General features: G+C 60.1%; 1 protein-coding gene. It reads left to right on the plus strand.

Going from position 1 to position 253, the window contains the following annotated elements:
• Positions 1-170: 170 nt before the first annotated feature.
• A partial coding sequence (locus JAO29_RS23275; RefSeq protein WP_334270665.1) for a peptidylprolyl isomerase occupies positions 171-253 on the plus strand: 83 nt, incomplete at its 3' end.

Genomic DNA, 253 nt, shown 5'->3' on the forward strand with positions numbered 1-253 from the left:
TCGGCACAGTCTCAGTCGCCAACGAGTTTGCCCGCGGCCCCCACCCAGTCGTCCCCATCTCCGTCTCCGCAGACCCCTTCTACGGATGCTTTGCCTGATGCTCCGAGTACGACGAGTCAGGCGAAGCGCCCGTCATTCCCACAGGCCCAACTGCTGTGATTGATACAACGATGGGTCGCCTCACGTGCAAGCTATATGACAAGCAGGCTCCGGTGACGGTCGCTAATTTCATCGGTCTCGCGGAGGGATCGAA

This window comes from Edaphobacter sp. HDX4 (assembly GCF_036877565.1).
GTDB lineage: Bacteria > Acidobacteriota > Terriglobia > Terriglobales > Acidobacteriaceae > Edaphobacter.